Genomic DNA, 22,972 nt, shown 5'->3' on the forward strand with positions numbered 1-22,972 from the left:
GCGATGAGGGTGTCTGCGTGTCCGATGAGCCCAGTCCTTCGCTTGGTCAAGAGAGCGTCAAGAAATCGTCAGTAATTAGTTTACCGAATGATTGACGTTGCAAGTATCGAGGCCGATCCGGAGACGCGCCCGGGGCACCCTGGGGTTTCCCCCACCCCCGATCCGCCAGCAGCCGCCATGGCCCCGGAGACGCGCTGATCCGTACGTTCGAGGTATCGATCACGGATGACTGAGCATGACTACGGAAGGCGGACGACATGGGGCTTCGGCGCACCAGGCAGGGAGCGCAGGAGAGCGTGCGGGCGGCACGCGAAGCCCGCCCGGCGCGGAACCACCCCCGTGCACCGGGGCGCCGCACCCCTCACCGCGCACGGCTGGGGCTCCGCCGCCCTCACCGGCACCCGGCTCGCGTCCGGCGACGCGCCGCGCACCGGCGAGGTCGTCGTCCCGGCCGGCACCGGCAATGCCACCGGCGCCAGGACCAGCGACGGGGCCGGCAACGGCACCGGCAGCCACGAGGCCCGCCCCGGCGACCGCGTCACGCTGGACACCCCGGCGGGCCCGAAGGACTTCCGGGTCTCCGGCACCACCACCGACGACGCCACCGTGTGGTTCACCGACCGCGAGGCCGTGGCGCTCTCCGGCCACCCCGGCCGGGTCGACGCCATCGCCGTGCTCGCCGCCGACGGCGCCCACCCGTCCGTCCTGGCCCGCCAGGTCGCCGACGCGGTCGGTCACGCCCCGGGCGTGCGGGTCAGCACCGGGAGCGACCGAGGCGCGGTCGAGGATCCGGGCCTCGCGGACGCCAGGGAACTCCTCACCGGGCTCGGCGGATCCTTCGGGGGCATCGCCACGATGGTCGCCGTCTTCACCGCCGCCGGCACAGTCGCGCTCTCCGTCGGCCAGCGCAGCCGCGAGTTCGCCCTGCTGCGCGCGATCGGCGCCACCCCGCGCCAGCTGCGCCGCACCGTCGCCACCGAGTCACTGCTCGTCGCACCGCTAGCCGCGGCGCTCGGCTGCCTGCCCGGAATCGCCCTGGCCGGCTGGTGGTTCGGGCAGCTCAAGGAGAAGGGCGCCGTCCCGGAAGCCGTCGGGCTGCGGATCTCCTGGCTGCCGCTGACGGTCGCCGTCGCCGCCACGATGCTCACCGCGCTGGGCGCCGGATACATCGCCGCGCGCCGCCCGGCGAGGACGAAGCCGGGCCTCGCGCTCGCCCAGTCCGCCGTGGAACGCCCGCCGGTCGGCTGGATCCGCACCCCGCTGGGCATCGCCGCGCTGGCCGGCGGCGGCGTCTTCGCGGGCGTCGCCGCCTCGCAGACCGGCGAGGACGCGGCGAACGCCGCACTCGGTGTGGTCATGCTCTTCATGCTCGCGGTCGGCCTGCTCGGCCCGCTGATCGCCCGGATCTGCGCCTCGGTGCTCGGCCTCCCGCTACGGGCCGGCGGTCCGTCTGCGTCGCTGGCCGCGGCCAACTCCCGCGCCAACTCCCGGCGGATGGCCTCCGCGATCACACCGATCGTGCTCGCCATGGCCTTCTCCTCGACCCTGGTCTTCATGCACACCAGCGAGGACCGGGCGACCGAGCACCAGCAGCGGGACGCCGTCACCGCCGACCGCATAGTCTCCGCTCCGGCCGGCCTCGCCTCCGACGCCACCGAGCGCGCCGGCGCGACCCCCGGCGTCTCCACCGCGGTCGGACTGCTCCGGACCTCCGTGCTCGTCCCCGCCGGATCGGGCGGCGACACCTGGCTGCAGAGCGCGCCCGCGCAGGGAGTCATCGGCTCAGGGCGTGAACTGGCCGAGGTCCAGGACCTCGACGTCCGCACCGGATCGCTCGACGCCCTGGCCCCCGGCACCGTCGCGATCGACACCACGCTCGCGGGCTCGGCGGAGCGGCACACCGGCGACCGCCTCGCGCTTCGCCTGCCGGACGGCACGAAGGCGTCGCCGAGGATCGTCGCGGTCTACGGCAGGGGCCTGGGCACCGGCCTCGTCACCCTGCCCGCCGCCGATCTGCGGGGCCACGTCACCTCGCCGTACGCCTCCGAGGTGCTCGTACGGGCCAATCCGGCGGCTGCGGAGCGGCTCGCCGCACTCGGCACCGTCACCGACGCCGCCGGCTATGCCACCGCGCAGAGCCGGGACCGCGAGCTGAACGCCTGGGCCAACACCGTCATGGCCGCGGTCCTCGGCGGATTCGCCGCCGTCGCCGCGGTCAACACGCTGGTGATGACCGTGCTGGACCGCCGCGGGGAACTGATCATGCTCCGGCTCGTCGGCTCCACCCGCCGCCAGGTCATGCGCATGATCCGGTGGGAGGCCCTTCTGGTCACCGTGGCCGGGGCCGCGCTCGGCACGGCCATCGCGCTGGCCACGCTCATCCCGATGATGAGGGGCCTGACCGGCGAGTCCCCGTACGTCCCGCCGGCGCTGTACGGATCGTTCCTGGCGGCCACCTTGGGCCTCGGCCTCGCCGCCGCCCTGGTGCCGGCCCGCGCCGCCCTGAGCCGGACCGCGGCCCGTCCGTAGAGTCGGGCCATGACGCCACCCCGCGCACAACTGACCCTGGCCGAAGTCGAGCGCATCGCCCGTGCGGCGCACGAGGGCCAGCGTGACAAGGCGGGCCGCCCCTACGCCGAACACCTCGCGGCCGTCGCCGGTGGCGTACGGGCCCGGGGCGGCAGCGACGACCAGATCGCCGCCGCCTGGCTGCACGACGCGGTCGAGGACGACGCGCTGTCGGAGGACTGGCTGGCGGCGGCCGCGCTGCCGCAGCAGGTCAGGGACATGGTCCTCGCGGTCAGCAAGCGCGACGGCGAGGAGCTGCCGGCGTACGCCCGCCGCATCCTGGCTACCCCGGGGGCGCTGCTGATCAAGGAGTCCGACCTCGCGCACAACGCCGACCCGGCCCGCCTCGCGGTGCTGGAGCCGGCGACCCGTACCCGGCTGGCAGAGAAGTATGCGCAGGTACGGAGCCTGCTCGGGCTCACCGCACCGGAATCACCCACCGAACGGCGGGATTGAGCCAACACGGCGGAGCCGGACCCAGCTGGGTCCGGCTCCGCCGTGTTGGCTCAATCCCGCCGTCTCAGATCTTGGCGGCGTCCCGTCGGAACGCCCAGTTCATGTCCGGTTCGGTCACGCATCGCATGACCCGCCGTACCGGCGGCGTGCACAGCAGGGTCACCCCGACCGAGGCGGCCACGGTGACGAGCACCAGACCGGTCGGCGAGATCAGCCAGTCGTTCTTGTCGAAGAGGCCCGCGTAGTCGGCGCCCTTCACCAGGAACCCGTGCAGCAGATAGCCGCAGATCGTCCCGGCGCCCAGCACCGTGAACCACATGTGGCGGCGCGGCACCAGGGCCAGGAACCCGATGGTGAGCAGCGTGGCGCAGCCGAAAAGGGCGAGGGTCATCACGGCCCCGGACCACCACGGGGCGTCCATGTCCTGGGCGCTGGAGTCACGCAGGAACCAGCCCAGCTGCATCCGGGGCGCGGCCCAGTAGGCGAACACCGCGGCGGCGGCGAACAGCGGCAGGGCGAGCAGCCGGACCTCGCGGCGCTTGATCATCCGGAAGTGTTCGGGCTTGAGCTGGAGTCCGAGTACGAAGAACGGCAGGAACTGCAGGACGCGCGGCAGGTCGAGGTCGTCGCCGATGCTGGGTGCGAACGAGGCGAGGACCGCGATCACGAGCGAGACCGCCAGCGGGTGGCGCAGGTTCTGCCAGATCGGCGTGGTGAGCCGCCAGATGAACAGCGCGGCCAGGAACCAGGTGAGGTACCAGGGTTCGAGCAGGCTGATCGCCACGTCGGGCGAGTCGTTCGCGTACCGGCGGAACAGCGAGTACGCCGTCTCGAACACGATGTACGGCACGGCGACCCCCGTCACCAGGCGCTTCACCTTGGCGGGGGTCAGGCTGAACGAACGTGAGAAGTAACCAGAAATGATGATGAAGGCCGGCATGTGGAAGGTGTACGTGACCATGTACAGCGCGCGGGCCGCTCTGCTGCCCTCCATGACCGGCACCCATGAGTGCGCCACCGCGACGAGCACGATGGCCAGGTACTTGGCGTTGTCGAAGTAGGCGTCACGCTTCTTGGCGGGCGGGGCCTGTACGGGCCGTTCCGCCACCGCCACCGAGGAAGATGCGTCCGGGGTCCGGCCCGGCTCTTGGCGTCTGGGCTCCGACTCCCGGGTCGCCGGGGGGAGCGGGGCCCTCTGGAATACGTTCGGAGCGTGGAACATCTCAAACACCCTAGACGTCTCGATTGCATTTCGTAAAACCGCCATCGGATATCGCGTGTTCCCGTTCGCTCAAAAGGCAAACCCTTCTTTTTGCCCGGTATGGGCGTGTTAATCCTCCTTAAATGGTGCATATCGTCAGGCAGTTGGCGACAGAGAATTACGTCGCAATCGGTCCCGGAAATTGCATGTGAATAAAGTGTGTGGGTAAGGAAACGATCACCGTCGCAGATCATTTCCGTTCATCGGATCATTACTCCGCACGCGTCCCGCACCCGCCGTGCGGGCACTGGGCCGGCGGCCGCCCCCGGATGCCGCGAGCCGGTGCACAACCGGCGCAAGATGGCGCGATACCGACTGGTCGCTTCGTCAGGCGGCAGCGACCACAGGGGAGTTGGTGGCACGATGGACGACAACGGAGGTGTGCGCGGCCGCATGCTTCCGGGCCGGCAAGGCGGACCGACCGAGGGTGTGATCAGTCGTGGCCATTTCACTGTCTGTGGTGCTTCTTTTGGCGATCATCCTGGTGGTCCTGATCCGAGGCGGCTCCATCAAGGCCGGACCCGCGCTCGTCGCGGTGCTCTTCGGCTTCTTCCTGGCGTCGACCGGCATGGCGCCGTCGATCCAGAAGTTCATGGACTCGATAGCGCAGAGCATCAACCAGATCAGCTTCTGACCCGCATCGCGTCCCGGCCCGCACGCCGGCCCGGGACGCGATGCGGGGAACCCCGTCGCGCGCGGGGAGCGGGGAATGCAGAAGGCCCGGTCCGGCAGTCATCCGAAGAGGATGACGCCGGGCCGGGCCCGAGCCATGGAGCGGGCGACGGGAATCGAACCCGCGTAGCTAGTTTGGAAGACTAGGGCTCTACCATTGAGCTACGCCCGCATGCATCGCACCGCAGGTCACGTGGACCGCGGCACGAGAAGCATCGTAGCGGGTCGCGGGCGCTGCCCGCACACCCGATCCCGCACCCGGTGCCGCATCGGGCGACGCCCTTGGAAAAGCGGCCGATGCACCGCCGGTCTGCATGTACCCTACGTGTCGCACCGACGGGGTGTGGCGCAGCTTGGTAGCGCGTCCGCTTTGGGAGCGGAAGGTCGTCGGTTCGAATCCGGCCACCCCGACCACCGGCAAGATCGCATTGTGGGAGTTCTCCACCTTGCCGTTACTATGCAAAATGCGTGCCCGTGTGTCTGATGTACCGGGCTCGGTCCGCGAAGCCGCCTCGTGTGCGGTGGAGCAGAACCCCAAGAAGTCAGCCACAAGGAGACCGAACCGTGAAGAGCGCCGTGGAGACCCTGAACCCGACCCGGGTTCGGCTCAGCATTGAGGTGCCCTTCGAGGAGCTCAAGGACAGCCTCGACGCGGCGTACAAGAAGATCAACCAGCAGGTCACGGTGAAGGGGTTCCGCAAGGGCAAGATCCCCAACCGGGTCATCGACCAGCGGTTCGGCCGTGGTGCAGTGCTGGAGGAGGCCGTCAACGACGCGCTCCCGAAGTTCTACACCGAGGCCGTCAACGAGGGAGAGCTCAACGTCCTCGGCCAGCCGGAGGTCGACATCACGGAGCTGAAGGACGGCGAACTGCTGGCCTTCACCGCCGAGGTTGACGTACGCCCCGAGATCGAGATTCCGGACTACTCCGGCATCGAGGTCACCGTCGACGCCCTCGAGGTCAGCGACGAGGACGTCGAGAAGGCCGTGGAGCAGCTCCGTGAGCGCTTCGCCTCGACCAACCCGGTCGAGCGCGCCGCCGCCGAAGGCGACGTCGTGACGATCGACCTGACCGCCAAGGTCGAGGGCGAGGTCCTGGAGGACGGCGTGGCCGAGGGTGTTTCGTACACCATCGGTTCCGGCGAGCTCCTCGAGGGCATCGACGACGCCGTGACCGGCCTGGAGGCGGGTGGCGAGGCCACCTTCACCTCCGAGCTGAAGGGCGGCTCGGCCGAGGGCAAGGAGGCCGAGGTCGCCGTCAAGGTCACCGCGGTCGCCGCCCGTGAGCTTCCGGAGCTGGACGACGAGTTCGCCCAGATGGCGAGCGAGTTCGACACGCTCGACGAGCTCAAGGCCGACAGCCGCAAGCGGCTGGAGAGCACCAAGCAGTACGACCAGGCCACCCAGGCCCAGGAGCGGGTCCTGGAGGAGCTCCTGAAGCTCGCCGAGGTCCCGATCCCCGAGAAGCTGCTCGCGGACGAGGTCCAGACCCGCAAGCACAACCTGGAGCACCACCAGCTCGGCCAGATGGGTCTCGACCTGGAGAAGTACCTGGAGATCCAGGGCAAGACCCTCGAGGAGTTCGAGGCGGAGACGTCCGAGCAGGCCGTCAAGGGCATCAAGACCCAGTTCATCCTTGACGAGCTCGTCAACAAGGAGAAGCTGAACGTCAACCAGGAGGAGCTCACCGAGCACCTCATGCGGCGTGCACAGTCCTCCGGCATGAGCCCCGACCAGTTCGCCCAGGCCGTCGTCGAGGGTGGCCAGGTGCCGATGCTCGTCGGCGAGGTCGCCCGCGGCAAGGCGCTGGCCGTGGTCGTCGAGGCCGCCAAGGTCGTCGACACCAACGGTGAGGTCGTCGAGCTGGAGGACGACGAGGAGGAGGGCACCGAGGCGGTCGAGACCGCCGAGGGCACCACCGACGCCGCGGCCGAGGAGAAGACCGAGGCCTGAGCCTCGCGCTGAACCCGCAGACGGGCTCCGGACGCAATCGCGTCCGGAGCCCGTCGTCGTATCGGTGGACACTCCCCACAACCCGTGTGCGGACTGCGGAGCTTGCGCTCCCAGCGAACAGTTGGGGAAGCGGGATGGCGTTGTCCCACCTGCGCGTTAGGGTCCATGAATAGGAAGGGTCGGGGAGTCCCGGCCCACCCGGTACGAAGACGCTGAGACGGCCGGAGCCGTCAGAGACGAGCAGGTGGATACGTGACGAATCTGATGCCCTACGCCGCCGGAGAGCCGTCCCTCGGTGGAGGCCTCGGTGACCAGGTCTACAGCCGACTGCTCGGCGAGCGCATCATCTTCCTCGGCCAGCAGGTCGACGATGACATCGCCAACAAGATCACCGCGCAGCTGCTTCTCCTTGCCGCCGACCCCGACAAGGACATCTACCTCTACATCAACAGCCCCGGTGGTTCGGTGACGGCCGGCATGGCGGTCTACGACACCATGCAGTACATCCCGAACGACGTGGTCACCATCGGTATGGGCATGGCGGCCTCGATGGGCCAGTTCCTGCTCACCGGCGGCACCGCCGGCAAGCGCTTCGCGCTCCCGAACACCGACATCCTCATGCACCAGGGTTCGGCCGGTATCGGTGGTACGGCCTCGGACATCAAGATCCAGGCCCAGTACCTGCTGCGCACCAAGCAGCGGATGGCGGAGATCACCGCCCGCCACTCCGGCCAGACCGTGGAGACGATCATCCGCGACGGCGACCGCGACCGCTGGTACACCGCGGAGGAGGCCAAGGACTACGGCCTCATCGACGAGATCATCACGATCGCGTCGGGCGTTCCGGGCGGCGGCGGCACCGGCGCCTGATCCGGCTCCCACCGGACCGCGCCGTACCGCACCGCATCTCTCGTACGCCGAGACACCCAGCCAGACGAACGCCACCAGGATGGTGAACACCCACATGAACAACTTCTCCGGCGCCTCCGCGAGCGGCCTCTACACCGGCCCGCAGGTGGACAACCGCTACATCGTGCCGCGCTTCGTGGAGCGAACCTCGCAGGGCGTGCGTGAGTACGACCCGTACGCGAAGCTCTTCGAGGAGCGCGTGATCTTCCTCGGAGTGCAGATCGACGACGCCTCCGCCAACGACGTCATGGCGCAGCTGCTGTGCCTGGAGTCGATGGACCCGGACCGGGACATCTCGATCTACATCAACAGCCCCGGCGGCTCGTTCACCGCGCTCACCGCGATCTACGACACGATGCAGTTCGTGAAGCCGGACATCCAGACGGTCTGCATGGGCCAGGCGGCCTCCGCCGCGGCCGTGCTGCTCGCGGCCGGCACCCCGGGCAAGCGCCTGGCGCTGCCGAACGCGCGTATCCTGATCCACCAGCCGTCTTCGCAGACCGGCCGTGAGCAGCTCTCCGACCTGGAGATCGCGGCCAACGAGATCCTGCGGATGCGGACCCAGCTGGAGGAGCTGCTGGCCAAGCACTCCACCACGCCGATCGAGAAGATCCGCGACGACATCGAGCGGGACAAGATCCTGACCGCCGATGACGCCCTGGCCTACGGTCTGGTCGACCAGATCGTCGCGACCCGCAAGAGTGCGGCCGGAGCGGCCGCCTGACGTCGGCCTTTACCCCTTGGTACGGCAGGGTCACCCGGCCCCGGCCGTGTGAACCGTGCCAAGGGGGGCCCGAACGGGGGGCCAGGCAAGGTACCGTCGGATAGAGGCACAGGAGCCGCTGAACCAGGCGTCTCCCAGGCGAAGGGGAAGCACCTCGTGGCACGCATCGGTGATGGCGGCGACCTGCTCAAGTGCTCGTTCTGCGGAAAGAGCCAGAAGCAGGTGAAGAAGCTCATCGCGGGACCCGGTGTGTACATCTGCGACGAGTGCATTGATCTCTGCAACGAGATCATCGAGGAGGAGCTCGCGGAGACCTCCGAGGTGCGGTGGGAGGAACTTCCCAAGCCGCGCGAGATCTACGAGTTCCTCGAGGGGTACGTCGTAGGCCAGGAGCCCGCGAAGAAGGCTCTCTCGGTCGCTGTGTACAACCACTACAAGCGGGTCCAGGCCGGGGAGAACGGCGGCGGGGCGAGCCGCGACGACGCGATCGAGCTCGCCAAGTCCAACATCCTGCTGCTGGGCCCCACGGGCTCGGGCAAGACCCTCCTCGCGCAGACACTGGCCCGCATGCTCAACGTCCCGTTCGCCATCGCGGACGCGACGGCACTGACGGAGGCCGGCTATGTCGGCGAGGACGTCGAGAACATCCTGCTGAAGCTCATCCAGGCCGCTGACTACGACGTCAAGAAGGCCGAGACCGGGATCATCTACATCGACGAGATCGACAAGGTCGCCCGCAAGAGCGAGAACCCGTCGATCACCCGCGATGTATCGGGCGAAGGCGTCCAGCAGGCCCTGCTGAAGATCCTGGAGGGCACCACCGCCTCCGTACCGCCGCAGGGCGGCCGGAAGCACCCGCACCAGGAGTTCATCCAGATCGACACGACGAACGTGCTGTTCATCGTGGGCGGCGCGTTCTCCGGCCTGGAGAAGATCATCGAGTCCCGGGCCGGCGCCAAGGGCATCGGCTTCGGCGCCACGATCCGCTCCAAGCGGGAGATCCAGGCGAGCGACCAGTTCCAGGAGGTCATGCCGGAGGACCTGGTGAAGTTCGGGATGATCCCCGAGTTCATCGGCCGCCTCCCGGTCCTGACCTCGGTCCACAACCTGGACCGCGAGGCCCTGCTCCAGATCCTCATCGAGCCGCGCAACGCGCTGGTGAAGCAGTACCAGCGGCTGTTCGAACTTGACGGTGTGGAGCTGGAGTTCGAGCGCGAGGCCCTGGAGGCCATCGCCGACCAGGCGATCCTGCGCCAGACCGGCGCGCGCGGGCTGCGCGCCATCATGGAGGAAGTCCTCCAGTCCGTGATGTACGAGGTCCCGTCCCGCAAGGACGTCGCCCGAGTCGTCATCACGGCGGACGTGGTCCGCAACAACGTCAACCCCACCCTGGTCCCGCGCGAGCCGCGGACGATCGGCAAGGGCGACGACGGGCGGCACGAGAAGTCGGCGTGACGGCTGCGCCGTAGACACGTACGCGAAGGGGCGCCCGGCCGGTTGAACTGGCTGGGCGCCCCTTCGCGTTGCGATGCGCCGGATCAGATCTTGGTGCGGGAGGTGTTGTAGAGCTTGGCGGTGAGGTCTGCCGTGTCATTCTGCGGCATCCCCTTGCCCGTCATGGACAGGGCCAGGTCGATTCCGAGGACCGTGCCCACCGTGCTGTAGTCGGCCCATACGCAGATCGGGACGGTGAATTCCTTGGGCCCCTTGGCGGCGGTGCCGTCTCCTTCTTTGTTCGTCACCTTCATGTCCTGGCACTTCATGAGGGCGCCCTTGAAGCCGTCCGGCGTGACGGCCGTGGGGCTGCCGACCAGCTGGACGTCCATTCCGTCGTCGCCACTCTTGAAGCCCGACTCCGCGTTGTTGAAGGCGTTGTCGATGACCTTCGCGGGATCGGTGACGTCACCCCAGAACCCCGTGAGGGTGATGGACTTGCCCTCGACGGGGTTGTCCCCGGACACCGACGAGTAGGTGGCCCCGGCCTGCTGGGGGTTCTTGACGCCCAGGTCCTCCAGCGTGGTCTTGTCCTTGCCGGTGGCCGGCCCCGAAGGTGTCCCGCCGGCGTCGGCCTTCTTGTAACCGTCCAGCGTCGCCGAAGGCGTCAGCTTGTACCCCTTCGTGGAGTCCGCCACGTCGCTGTTGCTCGCGCCGCCGCCCGACGTCAGGAAGTACACGCCGCCGCCTATGACCGCGAGCGCCACGATCACGCTGCCGATGATCAGGCCGGTCTTCTTCTTCGGCGGCTGGGCCGGGGGAAACCCGGGCTGCTGGCCGTAGGCCGGCTGGCCGCCGTACGGGGGAGTGGGGGGCTGCTGGCCGTACGGGCCGGGCTGCTGGGCCTGGGGGTAGCCGTAGCCCGGCTGCGGGGGCTGCTGCTGCGGCGGGACGCCCTGGGGGGCCTGCTGCGGGTAGCCGTAACCGGGCTGACCCTGCGGCGGGCCCTGCGGCGGCGGGCCACCGTAGGGGCCAGGCTGCTGGCCGTACGGGCCGGGCTGGCCCTGGGGCTGCTGTCCGTCGTACGGGCCCGGCTGGTTGAAGCTCATCTGCGGATTCCCCTGTTCGTCATGCTCATGCGTTCTTATGCGTTCCGAACATCCTGACGGACGTCCCGCGTACGTGGGGCACCGGGAGGCACACCGTTACCGAACAAACCGGTTTCAGCGCACGACTGTGACGGCCCTAAACTGTGTCGCGTGACCGAGAACGCAGCGCAGCAGCCAGCCAGCAACCCCGAACTGCCGACCCAGTACACGCCGGCCGAGGTAGAGGGGAAGCTGTACGAGCGCTGGGTAGAACGTGGTTACTTCGAGGCGGACGAGAACAGCGACAAGCCCCCGTACTCCATCGTCATCCCGCCGCCCAACGTCACCGGCTCCCTGCACCTCGGGCACGCCTTCGAGCACACGCTGATCGACGCGCTGGTCCGCCGCAAGCGGATGCAGGGCTTCGAGGCGCTCTACCAGCCGGGCATGGACCACGCCGGCATCGCCACCCAGAACGTCGTCGAGCGCGAGCTCGGCAAGGAGGGCAAGTCCCGCCACGACCTGGGCCGCGAGGCCTTCGTCGAGCGCGTCTGGCAGTGGAAGGACGAGTCCGGCGGCCAGATCTCCGGACAGATGCGCCGCCTCGGCGAGGGCGTCGCCTGGTCCCGTGAGCGGTTCACCATGGACGAGGGCCTGTCCAAGGCCGTCCAGACCGTCTTCAAGCGGATGTACGACGACGGGCTGATCTACCGCGCCGAGCGCATCATCAACTGGTGCCCGCGCTGCCTCACCGCGATCTCCGACATCGAGGTCGAGTACCAGGAGGACGACGGCGAGCTCGTCTCCATGCAGTACGGCGAGGGCGACGAGACCATCGTGGTCGCCACCACCCGCGCCGAGACGATGCTCGGTGACACCGCCGTCGCCGTCCACCCCGACGACGAGCGCTACAAGCACCTGGTCGGCCGGCAGATCAAGCTGCCGCTGACCGACCGCACGATCCCGGTCGTCGCCGACCACCACGTCGACCCCGCGTTCGGCACCGGCGCCGTCAAGGTGACCCCCGCGCACGACCCGAACGACTTCGAGATCGGCAAGCGCCACGACCTGCCGTTCCTCACCGTCCTGGACGAGCGCGCCGTGATCACCGTCCCCGGCCCGTTCCAGGGTCTTGACCGGCTGGAGGCCCGCTCCGCCATCGTCGCCGCCCTGCGCGCCGACGGCCGGATCGTCGCCGAGAAGCGGCCCTACGTCCACTCCGTCGGGCACTGCTCGCGCTGCAAGACGACCATCGAGCCGCGCCTCTCCCTCCAGTGGTGGGTCAAGGTCGAACCGCTCGCCAAGGCGGCCGGTGACGCCGTCCGCGACGGCAAGGTCAAGATCCACCCGCAGGAGATGGAAAAGCGGTACTTCGACTGGGTCGACAACCTCCACGACTGGACGATCTCGCGCCAGCTCTGGTGGGGCCACCGCATCCCCGTCTGGTACGGCCCGAACGGCGAGGTCGTCTGCGTCGGACCGGACGACGAGGCGCCCACCGGCGAGGGCTGGACCCAGGACAGCGATGTCCTGGACACCTGGTTCTCCTCCGGCCTGTGGCCGTTCTCCACGCTCGGCTGGCCCGAACAGACCGACAGCCTCGCGAAGTTCTACCCGAACTCCGTCCTGGTCACCGGCTACGACATCCTCTTCTTCTGGGTCGCCCGGATGATGATGTTCGGCCTGTACGTCAACGACGGCGTCCCGCCGTTCGGGACGATCGTCCTGCACGGCATGGTCCGCGACGAGCACGGCAAGAAGATGTCGAAGTCCTTCGGCAACGTGGTCAACCCGCTGGACTGGATGGACAAGTACGGCTCCGACGCGCTCCGTTTCACCCTGGCGCGCGGCGCCAACCCGGGTACGGACGTGCCGATCGGCGAGGAGTGGGTCCAGGGTTCCGCCAAGTTCTCCAACAAGATCTGGAACGCCACCCGCTTCGCGCTGATGAACGGCGCGACGATCGAGGGCGAGCTGCCGTCCGCCGACGAGATGTCGGTGACCGACCGCTGGATCCTGTCCCGGCTGAACAAGACCGTCGCCGAAGTCGACGCGTTCTACGACGACTACCAGTTCTCCAAGCTCAGCGAGTCGCTCCGGCACTTCGCCTGGGACGAGGTCTTCGACTGGTACGTCGAGCTGTCCAAGACCACGTTCTTCGGCGGCGGCCGTCCGGCCGAGGTCTCGGGCCGGGTCCTGGGCGAGGTCCTCGACGTGATGCTGCGCCTGCTGCACCCGGTCGTCCCGTTCGTCACGGAGACGCTCTGGACCGCGCTCACCGGCCGCGAGTCGGTCGTCATCGCCGAGTGGCCCAAGGACAGCGGCTTCCGTGACGACGCGGCCGAGAAGGAGATCGAGCTCGTCCAGCAGGTCGTCACCGAGGTCCGCCGCTTCCGCTCCGACCAGGGCCTCCAGCCCGGCCAGAAGGTTCCGGCCCAGCTCAACCTGACCGGCACGCCGCTCGCCCCGCACGAGGCGGCCATCCGCCAGCTGCTGCGCCTGCAGCCGGCCGGGGACGGCTTCCACGCCACCGCGTCGCTGCCCGTCGCCGGCGCCACAGTCGCGCTCGACCTGTCCGGCACGATCGACATCGAGGCCGAGCGCAAGCGGCTGACGAAGGACCTGGAGGCAGCCCGCAAGGAGAAGGCGCAGGCCACCGGGAAGCTCGGCAACGAGGCGTTCCTGGCCAAGGCCCCGGACAACGTGGTCGACAAGATCCGTGGCCGGCTCACCAAGGCCGAGACCGACATCGAGCGGATCACCAGCCAGCTCGACGCCCTGCCCAAGGGCTGACGGCCCGAGCACGGAGCCCCCGCGAACCCGGCCTGCCGGGAGCGCGGGGGCTCCGCCGTACCCGGGCCGCCGGGCGCTGCGCGCGATGTCGGTGCCCATCCGTAGACTGGTCCTGTGAGTGAGCCCCGCCCTTCAGACCGGCACGACGCGTCCGATCCCGACGACACCTTCGCGGAGATCGTCGACGAAGAGACCCAGCGCGACCCCGACCTGGCGGTGATCGAGGCCGGGAGCCGCACACTGCGCGCCGCCTCGGGCCCGCCGCAGGTCGACGAGGTCCCCGCCCGCCCCGCCGATCCGGAGGTGGACAAGGCGCTGCGCGCGGTGGAGCAGGAGCTCGCCGGGCGCTGGGGGGAGACGAAGCTTGAGCCGTCCGTGGCGCGCATCGCCGCGCTGATGGACACGCTCGGTGACCCGCAGCGCGCCTACCCCTCCATCCACATCACCGGTACCAACGGCAAGACGAGCACGGCCCGCATGATCGAGGGCCTGCTCGGCGCCTTCGAGCTGCGCACCGGCCGCTACACCTCGCCGCACGTCCAGTCGATCACCGAGCGGATCAGCCTGGACGGCGCGCCGATGGACGCCGAGCGGTTCGTCGAGACGTATCAGGACATCAAGCCGTACGTCGAGATGGTCGACGCGCAGCAGCCCTACCGGCTCTCCTTCTTCGAGGTACTCACCGGCATGGCGTACGCGGCCTTCGCCGACGCGCCGGTCGACGTCGCCGTCGTCGAGGTCGGCATGGGCGGCAGCTGGGACGCGACGAACGTGATCGACGCGACGGTCGCGGTCGTCACCCCGATCTCCCTGGACCACACCGACCGGCTGGGCTCCACGCCCGGCGAGATCGCGGTGGAGAAGTCCGGGATCATCAAGCAGGGCGCCACGGTCATCCTGGCGCAGCAGCCGGTGGACGCCGCTCAGGTGATGCTGAAGAAGGCCGTCGCGGCGGACGCCACGGTGGCCCGCGAGGGCATGGAGTTCGGGGTCGTCTCCCGGGAGGTCGCGGTCGGCGGGCAGCTGCTGACGCTGCGCGGCCTGGGCGGCGAGTACGACAACATCTTCCTCCCGCTGTACGGCGCCCACCAGGCGCACAACGCCGTGGTGGCGCTCTGTGCCGTGGAGGCGTTCTTCGGGATCGGCGCCGAGCAGGCCGGATCGCTCGACGCCGACATCGTCCGCAAGGCCTTCGCCGCGGTGATCTCGCCCGGCCGCCTGGAGGTCGTCCGCTCCAGCCCGACCGTCGTCCTGGACGCCGCCCACAACCCGGCCGGCGCCCGTGCCGCCGCCGAGGGGCTCTCCGAGGCGTTCGGCTTCTCCCGGCTGATCGGTGTGGTCGGGGCCAGCGGAGACAAGGACGTGCGGGGGCTCCTGGAGGCCTTCGAGCCGATCTTCGCGGAGGTCGTGATCACCCAGAACTCCAGCGGCCGCGCGATGGACGCGGACGAGCTGGCCGGCGTCGCCGTCGAGGTCTTCGGCAACGAGCGGGTGCAGGTCGAACCCCGTCTCGACGACGCGCTGGAGGCGGCGATCACCCTCGCCGAGGAAGAGGACGAGTACGCGGGCGCCGGGGTGCTGGTGACCGGATCCGTGATCACGGTCGGCGAGGCCCGGCTGCTTCTGGGAAGGCGCTGACCCACGTGCGTACGCTCTGTGCATCGACGCTGATCGGTGAGTTCTTCGTGATCGGCTTCGCCGGACTCGTCGCGATGAAGTCCGACGACCTGACGTCCGCGACGGTGTGGACGGTCTGCGGTGTCGGCATGCTGCTCTCCGTGCTGCTCTGCGGGGTGATCACCCGTCCCGGTGGTGTGCAGCTCGGCTGGGCGCTCCAGGTCGCCTTGGTCGCCAGTGGTTTCGTGGTGCCGATGATGTTCATCCTCGGGGTGGTCTTCGGCGGCCTGTGGTGGGCCTCGGTGCACTACGGCCGCAAGATCGACGAGGTGAAGGCCCGGTGGGCCGCGCAGGAGGCGGCGCAGGCCCCGGCCGGTACCTGAGCGGGGGACCATGTCCCTCAGCGGTCAAACCCGGCCGAGGGGTGTCCAGCGCGCCCCTGTAATGTCGCCTCACCGCACCCGTATGTCTGACCGTATGTCTGCAAGGAGCCGCACATGACCCAGCGCACCCTCGTTCTTCTGAAGCCCGACGCCGTCCGTCGCGGTCTGGTCGGCGAGATCGTCGGCCGCATCGAGCGCAAGGCCGGCTGGAAGATCACCGCGCTGGAGCTGCGTACCCTCGACCGGGCCACCCTGGAGCAGCACTACGCCGAGCACGTGGGCCGGCCGTTCTACGAGCCGCTCGTCGAGTTCATGCAGTCCGGTCCGGTCGTCGCTCTGGTGGCCGAGGGCGAGCGGGTGATCGAGGGCGTCCGTGCCCTGGCCGGCCCGACCGACCCGATCGCCGCCGCGCCCGGCTCGATCCGTGGTGACTTCGGCACGATCACCCGGGAGAACCTCATCCACGCCTCGGACTCCGAGGAGTCCGCAGAGCGAGAAATGAAGCTGTTCTTTCCGGGACTTTCCTGACCTTCGCTCCGCCAAACAGCGCTCATGACCTGGGGCGACCGAAGTAATTCGGTCGCCCTTCGGTATAGGGCCACCGATCGCGGGAACGCATCCCCCCGACGTAACGTCACCATGAGTGGGACGGCCACCCGTTCTGCTCAGCATGGCGAAGGACCCTCGCGCTGTGTCGGCGTGTCCGGCACTACGATGGAAGCTTCCACGCCCGCAGCGCTCATCTCGCCTACCAAAACAAGCCATCGCTTTCGCTTGGGAAGGCCCGACGCATCCTCATGGGGAACAAGGGGAACTCAATGTCGTTCATCGGCCGTGACATGGCTATCGACCTCGGGACTGCCAACACGCTGGTGTACGTCAGGGGGCGCGGCATCGTTCTCAACGAGCCGTCCGTCGTGGCCATCAACACCAACACCGGCGGCATCCTGGCGGTCGGCGCCGAGGCCAAGAAGATGATCGGCCGTACACCGGGCAACATCGTTGCCGTACGGCCACTGAAGGACGGCGTGATCGCCGACTTCGAGATCACGGAGCGGATGCTCCGCTACTTCATCCTGAAGATCCACAAGCGCCGCTACCTGGCCCGCCCGCGAGTCGTCGTCTGTGTGCCCTCCGGCATCACAGGGGTCGAGCGACGTGCCGTCATCGAGGCGTCGACGCAGGCCGGCGCGCGCCAGGTGCACATCATCGAGGAGCCCATGGCGGCGGCCATCGGCTCCGGTCTCCCGGTCCACGAGGCCACCGGCAACATGGTCGTGGACATCGGCGGCGGCACCACCGAGGTCGCGGTCATCTCGCTCGGCGGCATCGTCACCGCCCAGTCGATCCGGGTTGCCGGTGACGAGCTGGACAACGCGATCATCCAGCACATCAAGAAGGAGTACTCGCTCCTCCTCGGTGAGCGCACCGCCGAACAGATCAAGATCACCATCGGGTCGGCGTTCGAGCTGGAGAAGGACGAGCACACCGAGATCCGCGGCCGTGACCTCGTCTCGGGTCTGCCCAAGACCGTGGTCATCTCCGCGACCGAGGTCCGCAAGGCGATCGAGGAGCCGGTCAACGCGATCGTAGACGCGGTCAAGACGACGCTCGACAAGTGCCCGCCGGAGCTCTCCGGCGACGTCATGGACCGCGGCATCGTCCTCACCGGCGGCGGCGCGCTGCTGCGCGGACTGGACGAGCGGCTCCGGCACGAGACGGGCATGCCGATCCACATCGCCGAGGACCCGCTGGACTCCGTCGCGCTCGGATCCGGCAAGTGCGTCGAGGAGTTCGAGGCGCTCCAGCAGGTGCTGGACGCCCAGCCCCGACGGTAGAAACTCAAGTGGCCCTCCGCGCGGACGCTGCCGCTCCGCGCGGAGGATCGTTGATATACAGGCACGAACATTCCTACGAGGAAGGCACGGCCGCCGCACGTGAGGGACACACGAGAGAGCCGGCTGCTCCTGGTGCTGCTGATCGCCATCGCGTTCGCGCTGATCACGGTGGACATCCGCGGTGGCGAGGCGTCGCCGGTGGACGGCGCCCGGCAGGCCGCCTCCACGGTCTTCGGACCGGTTGAGAACGGGGTCGCGACAGCCGTCGACCCGGTGGGCAACGCCATAGGGGCGGTACGCGCCTCCGGCGCCCGGCACGACAAGATCGCCGCACTGGAGCAGCAGAACGCCGCGCTGAAGGCCAAGCTCGGCAGCGACGACCAGAACCGCAGCAGGGTCCGCGAACTCGACAAGATGCTGAAGAAGTCGGGCGCCGGACAGTACGGCATCAAGGCCGCCGAGGTCATCGCCATAGGAGCGGCCCAGGGCTTCTCCTGGACGGTCACCATCGACGCGGGCTCCAAGGACGGTCTCAAGCGCGACATGACCGTCCTCAACGGCGACGGACTCGTCGGCAGGGTCACCACCGTCGGCCCGGACACCGCGACGGTGCTCCTGGCCAACGACCCCGACTTCACCGTCGGCACCCGGATGGAGTCCACCGACGAACTCGGCTTCGCCACCGGCCAGGGCTCGCGCCCGATGGCCGTCCAGTTCCTGAACGGCAAGGCGAAGGTCAAGAAGGGCGACCGGCTGGTCACCTTCGGCTCCAGCAAGGACAAGCCGTTCGTGCCCGGCGTCCCGGTCGGCGAGGTCGTCCGGGTCGACCCGTCCGGCGGCGCCCTGACCCGTACGGTCTACGTCCGCCCGTACGTCGGCTTCACCAAGCTCGACATCGTCGGCATCGTCGTCCAGGCCCCGCGCGAGGACCCCCGCGACACGGTCCTGCCGAAGAAGCCGGCCAAGCCCGCCAAGCCGAAGCCCACCCCGACGGTCACCGTCACCATCTCGCCCAACGGCGACATCGTGGACACCGGCGGCAACGTCGTCGGGAACATCCACGAGAGCGCGGACCCCAGCGGCAGTCCGGACCCCAGCCCCAGCGGGAACGCCACGCCGAACGCCGACAACGCGGTAAACGAACAGAGGTAGAGCTGATCCCCATGCACGTCAACCGGACTCTGCTCTCCATCGCCCTGGTCGTGCTCGCCCTCGTCGTCCAGGTCTCCGTACTCGCCCGGCTCCAGCTGCCCGGCGCGGTGCCCGATCTGCTCCTCATGGTCGTTCTCGGACTGGCCTTCGTCTATGGCCACGTCAGCGGCGCCCTCATCGGCTTCGGCGCGGGACTGCTCGCGGACCTGGCGCCGCCGGCCGACCACGCGGCCGGCCGGTACGCCCTGGTCCTCTGCGTCATCGGCTACCTCGCCGGACTGGCCAAGCCGGAGAACGGCCAGCTCAAGTCGGCCCTGATGCCGATGGCCGTGGTCGTCGCGGCGGCGATCGGATCGACCCTGCTGTACGCGGGGGTCGGCGCGCTCGTCGGGGACACGGCCGCCCGCCATGTGGGTCTCGGCAGCCTGCTGTTCACCGCGGCCGTCTACGACCTGCTGCTCGCGCCGTTCACCGTGCCCCTGATCATGGCGATGGCCAGACGCACCGTGAACGACCCGCTCACCGAGTCCTCCTCCGGCGGCAAGGACGCCACGGCCGGCTGGCTCGCGGCCGGCACCGGACTGCGGATCGGCAGCCAGCGCGGCGGACTGCGCGTCAAGGCCGCCCGGAACCGGGCAGCGCGCGCCGGACGGATCAAGGGAGTCAAGCGACTGTGAGCCCGCAATTCCCGGGGACCGCCCACCGCGCCCCCCGTCCGACCACCACCGGGGGCGCCCCGTGACCAACATTCCCGAGACGGGCCGGACCCAGCGGGTCCAGATCCGACTCGTCGTCATCCAGGTCCTCGTCTTCTCCCTGCTGCTCACCCTCGGCGGCCGCCTCTGGTACCTCCAGATCCGCAACGGCCAGGAGTACTCCGACGAGGCGAAGAACAACCACGTCCAGCAGGTCGTCCAGCCCGCCGCCCGGGGCTCCATCCTCGACGCCCGCGGCGTGCCGCTGGCCGACAACGAGACCCGCCTCGTCGTCTCCGCCAGCCGCACCGAGCTGCTGAAGATGGACGACGACGGCAAGGGCGTGCTGACCCGGCTCGCCGACGTGCTCGGCATGAAGCCCAAGGACGTCATCGACAAGGTCCGGCTCTGCGACGCGAAGACCCCCCAGCCCTGCTGGAACGGATCGCCCTACCAGCCGATCCCGGTCACCGACGAGGCCACCACCCAGCAGGCCCTCCAGATCCGCGAACGCACCGAGGACTTCCCCGGCATCACGGCCGAACCCACCGCCGTACGCCGCTACGCCGCACCCGGCAAGGCCAACACCGCCCAGGTCCTCGGCTACCTCTCGCCCGTCACCGACGGGGAGATCACCAAGGCCCAGGACAGTGACTCGCCGTACCTGCGCTCCGACCAGGTCGGCCGCTCCGGCCTGGAGCGCACCTACGACAAGGAGCTGCGCGGCAAGGCGGGCGTCACCCGCTACGAGGTCGACAACCTCGGCCGGGTCATCGGCCAGGCGAAGAACGACGAGGCGGAGCCCGGCTCCAGCGTCGTCACCTCGATCGACGCCCGGGTCCAGGCCGTCGCCGAGTACGAGCTCAACCAGGCCATGAAGACGGCCCGCACCGAGTTCGACACCAACACCGGCGAGAACTACAAGGCCGACTCCGGCGCCGTCGTCGTGATGGAGGCCAAGACCGGCCGCGTCGTCTCGATGGCCTCGCTGCCCAACTACGACCCCAACGCCTGGGTCGGCGGCATCTCCGGCAAGGACTACGCCAAGCTCACCGGCAAGAACTCGAACTTCCCGCTGCTGAACCGGGCCATCCAGGGCCAGGCGGCCCCCGGCTCCATCTTCAAGGTCATCTCCTCGACCGCCGCGGTCAACGCCGGATACCCCTTCAACGGCAACTACCCCTGCCCCAGCTCGTACTCCATCGGCGGCCAGACCTTCAAGAACTTCGAGTCCCAGGGCTACGGCGACATCACCATCGGCCGCGCCCTCGAAGTCTCCTGCGACACCGTGTACTACGGCATCGCGCACAAGGAGTGGCAGAAGGACGGCGGCAATAACCCCAAGAAGAAGCCCAACGACTGGTTCTACAAGACCGCCCACCAGTTCGGCCTCGGCAAGGAGACCGGCATCGACCTCCCCAACGAGGTCAGCGGCCGGGTCCCCGACCGCCAGTGGAAGCAGAACTTCGCCAAGGCCAACCACGACTCGTGGTGCAAGCAGGGCAAGAAGGACGGCACGTACGTCGAGAAGATCGCCTACGAGAACTGCCTCGAAGGCGACAAGATGCGTGCCGGTGACTCCGTCAACTACTCGATCGGCCAGGGCGACACCCTCGTCACCCCGATCCAGATGGCGACCATCTACTCGGCCATCTCCAACGGCGGCACCCTCTACAACCCCACCGTCGGCAAGGCGATCGTCAGCGGCGACGGCAAGAGCGTCCAAGAGATCGAGCCCAAGTCGCACGGCAAGCTGCCCTTCACCCAGAAGACCCGCAACGAGATCGACGGGGCCCTCGCGGGCGTCGCGACCCGGGGCTCCGCCGCCTGGCGGTTCGGCGGCTGGCCGCAGGACAAGATCCCGATGCACGCCAAGACGGGTACGGCCGAGGTCTACGGCAAGCAGACGACCTCCTGGTTCGCCACTTACACCAAGGACTACACGGTCGTCATGACGATCTCCCAGGGCGGTACGGGCTCCGGCGCCTCCGGGCCCGCCGTGCGCAACATCTACAACGCGATCTACGGTCTCGACGCCTCGGGCAAGCAGGACCTCAAGAAGGCGCTGTTGCCGCAGCCGCAGAAGTCCCTGCCGAAGATCCAGCAGGACGGCACCATCGACACCCCGAAGATCAAGCCGTACGACCCGAACTCGCAGAAGCCGCCGGCCGAGCAGACGCTCGCCGCGGTCCTGGGGAGGCGCGACTGATGGCCGGTTTCTCCGTCCAGCGGTACGCCCCCGAGCGCTCGGCCTGGGGCCGGTTCACCGCCCGGGACTCCGTGGTCCGCCGGCTCGACTGGCCGCTGCTCGGGTCCGCGATCGCGCTCTCCCTCATCGGCTCGATGCTGGTCTACTCGGCCACCCGGGGACGGGACTCGCTCACCCACGGCGACCCGTACTACTTCCTCTTCCGGCACGCCCTCAACACCGGCATCGGCTTCGCCCTGATGGTCGGCACGATCTGGCTCGGCCACCGCACCCTGCGCGGCGCGGTGCCGATCCTGTACGGCCTGTCCGTGCTCCTGGTCCTGGCCGTCCTCACCCCGCTCGGCGCCACCGTCAACGGCGCCCACGCCTGGATCATCATCGGCGGCGGCTTCTCCCTCCAGCCCTCCGAGTTCACCAAGATCACGATCATTCTCGGTATGGCGATGCTGCTCGCCGCCCGCGTCGACGCGGGCGACCAGGCGCACCCCGACCACCGGACCGTCGCCAAGGCCCTCGGCCTGGCGGCGATCCCGATGGCGGTCGTCATGGGCATGCCGGACCTCGGCTCGGTGATGGTCATGGCCGTCATCGTGCTCGGCGTACTGCTGGCCTCCGGGGCGTCGAACCGCTGGATCTTCGGACTCATCGGCGCGGGCACCGCGGGCGCCGTCGCCATCTGGCAGCTCGGGCTCCTCGACGACTACCAGATCGCCCGGTTCGCGGCCTTCGCCAACCCGGCGCTCGACCCGGCGGGCGTGGGCTACAACACCAACCAGGCCCGTATCGCGATCGGCTCCGGCGGCCTCTCCGGCACCGGCCTCTTCCAGGGCACCCAGACCACCGGCCAGTTCGTCCCCGAGCAGCAGACCGACTTCGTCTTCACCGTCGCGGGCGAGGAACTCGGCTTCCTCGGCGCCGGACTGATCCTCGTCCTGCTCGGCATCATCCTGTGGCGCGCCTGCCGCATCGCCCGCGAGACCACCGAGCTGTACGGCACGATCGTCGCCGCCGGAATCATCGCCTGGTTCGCCTTCCAGGCCTTCGAGAACATCGGCATGACGCTCGGCATCATGCCGGTCGCCGGACTGCCACTGCCCTTCGTCTCCTACGGAGGGTCCTCGATGTTCGCCATCTGGGTGGCCATCGGACTGCTCCAGTCGATCAGGGTGCAACGGCCGATAACGGCCTGAGCCCCAGGTCCTGTCCGGCGAGCACCCTGC

At 69.0% G+C, this 22,972-nt stretch carries 18 protein-coding genes and 2 tRNA genes; 17 read left to right on the forward strand and 3 right to left on the reverse strand.

Going from position 1 to position 22,972, the window contains the following annotated elements; all coding sequences use genetic code 11:
- Nucleotides 1-225: 225 nt before the first annotated feature.
- Nucleotides 226-2,529, forward strand: a complete 2,304-nt coding sequence (locus ACGFU6_RS14795; protein ID WP_393610943.1) for an FtsX-like permease family protein — start codon at nt 226-228, stop codon at nt 2,527-2,529.
- Nucleotides 2,530-2,538: 9 nt separating this feature from the next.
- Entirely contained in the window at nt 2,539-3,024 is a 486-nt protein-coding gene (locus ACGFU6_RS14800; protein ID WP_393610945.1) for an HD domain-containing protein, read from the forward strand.
- A gap of 64 nt (nt 3,025-3,088) precedes the next feature.
- On the opposite strand, the gene ACGFU6_RS14805 is transcribed toward ACGFU6_RS14800, so the two are convergent.
- Nucleotides 3,089-4,246, reverse strand: a complete 1,158-nt coding sequence (locus ACGFU6_RS14805) for an acyltransferase family protein (protein WP_393610947.1) — start codon at nt 4,244-4,246, stop codon at nt 3,089-3,091.
- A 478-nt stretch (nt 4,247-4,724) separates the two neighbouring features.
- Between ACGFU6_RS14805 and ACGFU6_RS14810 the strand changes: the two genes are divergently transcribed.
- Complete coding sequence (locus ACGFU6_RS14810) at nt 4,725-4,919, forward strand: hypothetical protein (RefSeq protein ID WP_123526003.1); 195 nt, start codon at nt 4,725-4,727, stop codon at nt 4,917-4,919.
- Between the two features lie 136 nt (nt 4,920-5,055).
- Here ACGFU6_RS14810 and ACGFU6_RS14815 read toward each other — a convergent pair.
- Nucleotides 5,056-5,129, reverse strand: a tRNA-Gly gene (locus ACGFU6_RS14815).
- A 165-nt stretch (nt 5,130-5,294) separates the two neighbouring features.
- Here ACGFU6_RS14815 and ACGFU6_RS14820 point away from each other — a divergent pair.
- From ACGFU6_RS14820 to clpX, 5 genes are all read left to right on the forward strand, one after another.
- Nucleotides 5,295-5,371 (forward strand) — tRNA-Pro (locus tag ACGFU6_RS14820).
- A gap of 150 nt (nt 5,372-5,521) precedes the next feature.
- On the forward strand, nt 5,522-6,910 hold the full coding sequence (gene tig, locus ACGFU6_RS14825; RefSeq protein ID WP_393610950.1) for a trigger factor: 1,389 nt from the start codon (nt 5,522-5,524) through the stop codon (nt 6,908-6,910).
- Nucleotides 6,911-7,174: 264 nt separating this feature from the next.
- Entirely contained in the window at nt 7,175-7,780 is a 606-nt protein-coding gene (locus tag ACGFU6_RS14830; protein WP_164494417.1) for an ATP-dependent Clp protease proteolytic subunit, read from the forward strand.
- A gap of 79 nt (nt 7,781-7,859) precedes the next feature.
- Nucleotides 7,860-8,543: an ATP-dependent Clp protease proteolytic subunit gene (locus ACGFU6_RS14835; protein WP_024492986.1), complete on the forward strand. Its 684-nt coding sequence runs from the start codon at nt 7,860-7,862 to the stop codon at nt 8,541-8,543.
- Between the two features lie 156 nt (nt 8,544-8,699).
- On the forward strand, nt 8,700-9,998 hold the full coding sequence (gene clpX / locus ACGFU6_RS14840; RefSeq protein ID WP_393610952.1) for an ATP-dependent Clp protease ATP-binding subunit ClpX: 1,299 nt from the start codon (nt 8,700-8,702) through the stop codon (nt 9,996-9,998).
- A gap of 83 nt (nt 9,999-10,081) precedes the next feature.
- Here the strand turns inward: clpX and ACGFU6_RS14845 are convergent, their stop codons facing one another.
- On the reverse strand, nt 10,082-11,086 hold the full coding sequence (locus tag ACGFU6_RS14845; protein WP_393610954.1) for a hypothetical protein: 1,005 nt from the start codon (nt 11,084-11,086) through the stop codon (nt 10,082-10,084).
- Between the two features lie 150 nt (nt 11,087-11,236).
- On the opposite strand from ACGFU6_RS14845, the gene ACGFU6_RS14850 reads away from it, so the two are divergent.
- The 9 genes from ACGFU6_RS14850 (at nt 11,237) to rodA (ending at nt 22,942) form a co-directional block, all read left to right on the forward strand.
- The gene (locus tag ACGFU6_RS14850) at nt 11,237-13,858 is read left to right on the forward strand and encodes a valine--tRNA ligase (RefSeq protein ID WP_393610955.1); all 2,622 of its coding nucleotides are present in this window, start codon (nt 11,237-11,239) and stop codon (nt 13,856-13,858) included.
- Between the two features lie 114 nt (nt 13,859-13,972).
- Nucleotides 13,973-15,496: a bifunctional folylpolyglutamate synthase/dihydrofolate synthase gene (locus ACGFU6_RS14855; RefSeq protein ID WP_393610957.1), complete on the forward strand. Its 1,524-nt coding sequence runs from the start codon at nt 13,973-13,975 to the stop codon at nt 15,494-15,496.
- Nucleotides 15,497-15,501: 5 nt separating this feature from the next.
- Nucleotides 15,502-15,858 (forward strand): DUF4233 domain-containing protein, encoded by a 357-nt coding sequence (locus ACGFU6_RS14860; protein WP_393610959.1) that lies wholly within the window; start codon nt 15,502-15,504, stop codon nt 15,856-15,858.
- A 114-nt stretch (nt 15,859-15,972) separates the two neighbouring features.
- A complete protein-coding gene (gene ndk, locus ACGFU6_RS14865) occupies nt 15,973-16,386 on the forward strand; it encodes a nucleoside-diphosphate kinase (RefSeq protein ID WP_024492992.1) in 414 nt (137 codons plus the stop codon).
- 290 nt (nt 16,387-16,676) lie between these two features.
- Entirely contained in the window at nt 16,677-17,696 is a 1,020-nt protein-coding gene (locus ACGFU6_RS14870; protein ID WP_024492993.1) for a rod shape-determining protein, read from the forward strand.
- A 99-nt stretch (nt 17,697-17,795) separates the two neighbouring features.
- On the forward strand, nt 17,796-18,848 hold the full coding sequence (gene mreC, locus ACGFU6_RS14875; protein WP_393610960.1) for a rod shape-determining protein MreC: 1,053 nt from the start codon (nt 17,796-17,798) through the stop codon (nt 18,846-18,848).
- A gap of 11 nt (nt 18,849-18,859) precedes the next feature.
- Nucleotides 18,860-19,525 (forward strand): rod shape-determining protein MreD, encoded by a 666-nt coding sequence (mreD, locus tag ACGFU6_RS14880; RefSeq protein WP_123526011.1) that lies wholly within the window; start codon nt 18,860-18,862, stop codon nt 19,523-19,525.
- Between the two features lie 61 nt (nt 19,526-19,586).
- A complete protein-coding gene (mrdA, locus tag ACGFU6_RS14885) occupies nt 19,587-21,752 on the forward strand; it encodes a penicillin-binding protein 2 (protein ID WP_393610962.1) in 2,166 nt (721 codons plus the stop codon).
- Nucleotides 21,752-22,942, forward strand: a complete 1,191-nt coding sequence (rodA, locus tag ACGFU6_RS14890) for a rod shape-determining protein RodA (RefSeq protein ID WP_393610964.1) — start codon at nt 21,752-21,754, stop codon at nt 22,940-22,942. The genes mrdA and rodA overlap by 1 nt, the downstream gene beginning before the upstream one ends.
- Nucleotides 22,943-22,972 lie beyond the last annotated feature (30 nt).

This window comes from Streptomyces sp. NPDC048462, assembly GCF_043200175.1.
Lineage (GTDB): Bacteria > Actinomycetota > Actinomycetes > Streptomycetales > Streptomycetaceae > Streptomyces.

Bases quoted from the DNA above. Each gene is read 5' to 3' on its own strand.
- ACGFU6_RS14800 (WP_393610945.1), top strand. From the start codon at position 2,539: ATGACGCCACCCCGCGCACAACTGACCCTGGCCGAAGTCGAGCGCATC.
- ACGFU6_RS14835 (WP_024492986.1), top strand. From the start codon at position 7,860: ATGGTGAACACCCACATGAACAACTTCTCCGGCGCCTCCGCGAGCGGC.
- ACGFU6_RS14805 (WP_393610947.1), bottom strand. From the start codon at position 4,246: ATGTTCCACGCTCCGAACGTATTCCAGAGGGCCCCGCTCCCCCCGGCG.
- ACGFU6_RS14845 (WP_393610954.1), bottom strand. From the start codon at position 11,086: ATGAGCTTCAACCAGCCGGGCCCGTACGACGGACAGCAGCCCCAGGGC.
- ACGFU6_RS14830 (WP_164494417.1), top strand. From the start codon at position 7,175: ATGCCCTACGCCGCCGGAGAGCCGTCCCTCGGTGGAGGCCTCGGTGAC.
- mreD (WP_123526011.1), top strand. From the start codon at position 18,860: ATGCACGTCAACCGGACTCTGCTCTCCATCGCCCTGGTCGTGCTCGCC.
- ACGFU6_RS14870 (WP_024492993.1), top strand. From the start codon at position 16,677: ATGTCGTTCATCGGCCGTGACATGGCTATCGACCTCGGGACTGCCAAC.
- rodA (WP_393610964.1), top strand. From the start codon at position 21,752: ATGGCCGGTTTCTCCGTCCAGCGGTACGCCCCCGAGCGCTCGGCCTGG.
- ndk (WP_024492992.1), top strand. From the start codon at position 15,973: ATGACCCAGCGCACCCTCGTTCTTCTGAAGCCCGACGCCGTCCGTCGC.
- ACGFU6_RS14795 (WP_393610943.1), top strand. From the start codon at position 226: ATGACTGAGCATGACTACGGAAGGCGGACGACATGGGGCTTCGGCGCA.